At 74.5% G+C, this 2,322-nt stretch carries 3 protein-coding genes; 2 read left to right on the forward strand and 1 reads right to left on the reverse strand.

Features of this window, described 5'->3' with window-relative positions:
* Positions 1–621, forward strand: a 621-nt coding sequence (locus PROKR_RS27015; RefSeq protein ID WP_036969974.1) for a DUF899 family protein, incomplete at its 5' end; no start/stop codon positions are given.
* Positions 622–624: 3 nt separating this feature from the next.
* On the opposite strand, the gene PROKR_RS27020 is transcribed toward PROKR_RS27015, so the two are convergent.
* A complete protein-coding gene (locus tag PROKR_RS27020) occupies positions 625–1,533 on the reverse strand; it encodes an NAD(P)H-binding protein (RefSeq protein ID WP_036969976.1) in 909 nt (302 codons plus the stop codon).
* An 80-nt stretch (positions 1,534–1,613) separates the two neighbouring features.
* On the opposite strand from PROKR_RS27020, the gene PROKR_RS27025 reads away from it, so the two are divergent.
* The coding region (locus PROKR_RS27025) for a cupin domain-containing protein (RefSeq protein WP_036969978.1) at positions 1,614–2,322 on the forward strand (709 nt) is incomplete at its 3' end.

Raw genomic sequence — 2,322 nt, forward strand, 5'->3', positions numbered from 1 at the left:
GCCCGCCGCCGGCTGCCGATGACGGAGCTCGACGGCAGCGTCCGGGTGGTCGGCCCCGACGGCCCGGTGCCGTTCGTCGACCTGTTCGAGGGCCGCGACGAGCTCGTCGTCTACCAGCACATGTGGCACGACGGCGACCCGGTCAGCGGGCAGTGCCCGGGCTGCACCGTGAACGCCTGGCACGTCCAGCAGGCCGCCCCGTACCTGCGGGCGCGCGGGGTGTCGTTCGCGATGCTCACCGAGGGACCCTGGGCCGAGGTCGTTCCGTTCCTGCGCTTCATGGGGTACACCGAACCCTGGTACTCGGTGCGCGGCCTGCCGGCGCCCGTCGGCGTGGACATGGGGCACATCGCCTGCTTCCTGCGCGACGGCGACCGCGTGTACCTGACCTACCGCACCACGGGCCGGGGCAACGAGCCGGCCGCCGGGATCTTCGGCCTGCTCGACATGACGCCGTACGGGCGGGGCGAGGCCTGGGAGCAGGTGCCGGACGGCTGGCCCGCCGGTCAGGCGTCCTGCTGGTACTGGGCCACCGACGCCGACGGCGAGGCCACCTGGGGGCCGACCCGCCGGCCGACCCCGCAGTGGACCCGCCCCGGCGCGATGCCCGTGGAGCCCTGAGCCTCAGGTGTTCCGGGTACGAGCCCGCGTCCACGCCCCGGCGGCCGCCGCGGTCTTGGCGAACACGTCGAACGGGGTGGCCGCCCGGCCCAGGACCCGCTCGACGGTGTCCGTGGTGGCCGTGTTGCGCCCGTCGAGCACCTCCTGGAAGAGCCAGGCGAGACCGGCGGCCTCGTCGGGGTCAACGCCGGCTCCGGTCAGCTCGGCGACGAAGTCGTCCGGGGTGAGAGCGACGTGCTCGACCGGGCGGCCGGTCGCGTCGCTCAACAGGTGTGCCACCTGCGTGAAGCTCAGTGCCTCCGGGCCGGTGAGCTCCAGCACCTCGCCGGCGTGGGCGTCGTTGGTCAGGGCGAGGGCCGCGACGTCGGCGACGTCCTCCAGGCTGACGAACGGCTCGCGCACCTGGTCGGCCGGCACGGCGATGCGGCCGTCCAGCACGCCGTCGAGCAGGAAGTGCTCGCTGAAGTTCTCCTGGAACCAGGAGCAGCGCACCACCGTGGTGGCGGGCGCCGCGGCCAGGGCGATGTCCTCACAGGCGCGGGCGCCGTCCTCCCCGCGGCCGGACAGCAGGACGATCCGTTCGACGCCGTGCCGCACGGCCCGGGCGGTGAACGCGTCGACGACGGCGTCGGCGCCCGGCAGGGCGAGGTCGGGGGAGTAGCAGAGGTAGACGGCGGCCGTGCCGGCGAGCGCGGCGTCCCAGCCGGCGTCGTCCTGCCAGTCGAACGGGACCGTGTCGCGGTGGGTGTCCGGTCGGGTGGAGGAGGCGGCCGCGGAGCGGGAGGCGATGCGGACCGGTCGGCCCTGGGCGCGCAACCGGTCGGCGACGCGGCGGCCGGTGCGGCCCGTGCCGCCGGTGACGAGGATCGGTGCGGTGGTGGGTACCTGCGAAGAGGTCTGTGAAGTGGTCATGGGTACATCGAAACGCCGGAGCGCTGGACGTTGAATAGCCCAGAATCTGCTCTGCATGTTCGAGCGTCTAAGGTTGGCGCGTGGACCCGTTGTCGCAGCTCCTGGCGCACCCGCAGGCGGAGGGCGCCTTCACGCTCCTGATGTCGATGCGCACCCCCTGGGCCGTCCAGGTCGAGGACGAGTCCGCGCTGACCGTCGTGATCGTCACCTCGGGCGGCTGCCGCCTGGAGGCCGGCGACACCGTGCACGACCTCCGGGAGGGCGACGTCGCCCTGGTGCGCGGCCCCCTGCCCTATCGCGTGGCCGACGCCGCCGGCAGCGCGACGGTCGCGCTCATCGAGCCGGGCCAGCGCTGCGTCACGCCCGACGGCGCCCCGCTCGACCTGGCCCTCGCGCACGGGCTGCGGCACTGGGGCAACGACCCCGACGGCCCCGACACGATGATCGTCGCCAGCTACGCCGACGTGGGCAGCGTGGGGCGGTTCGTCACCGAGATCCTGCCCGACGCCGCCGTCGTGCCGGCGGGCGGGCTCGACCCTGCGCTCGTGGGCCACCTGGCGCGCGAGATGGCGAACGACGGCCTGGGGCAGAGCGTGGTGCTCGACCGCCTGGTCGACGTGGTGACCATCGAGTCGATCCGCGCGTGGACCGGCGCGAACCCGCCGGCGCGACCCAGCTGGGTGGGTGGCATCGGTGACCGGGCGGTCAGCGCGGCCCTGCGCGCGATGCACGCCGAGCCCGAGCGTGCCTGGACGGTCGCCGACCTGGCCCGCCGGGCCACCGTCTCCC

The organism is Promicromonospora kroppenstedtii DSM 19349, from assembly GCF_000515355.1.
GTDB classification, from domain to species: domain Bacteria; phylum Actinomycetota; class Actinomycetes; order Actinomycetales; family Cellulomonadaceae; genus Promicromonospora; species Promicromonospora kroppenstedtii.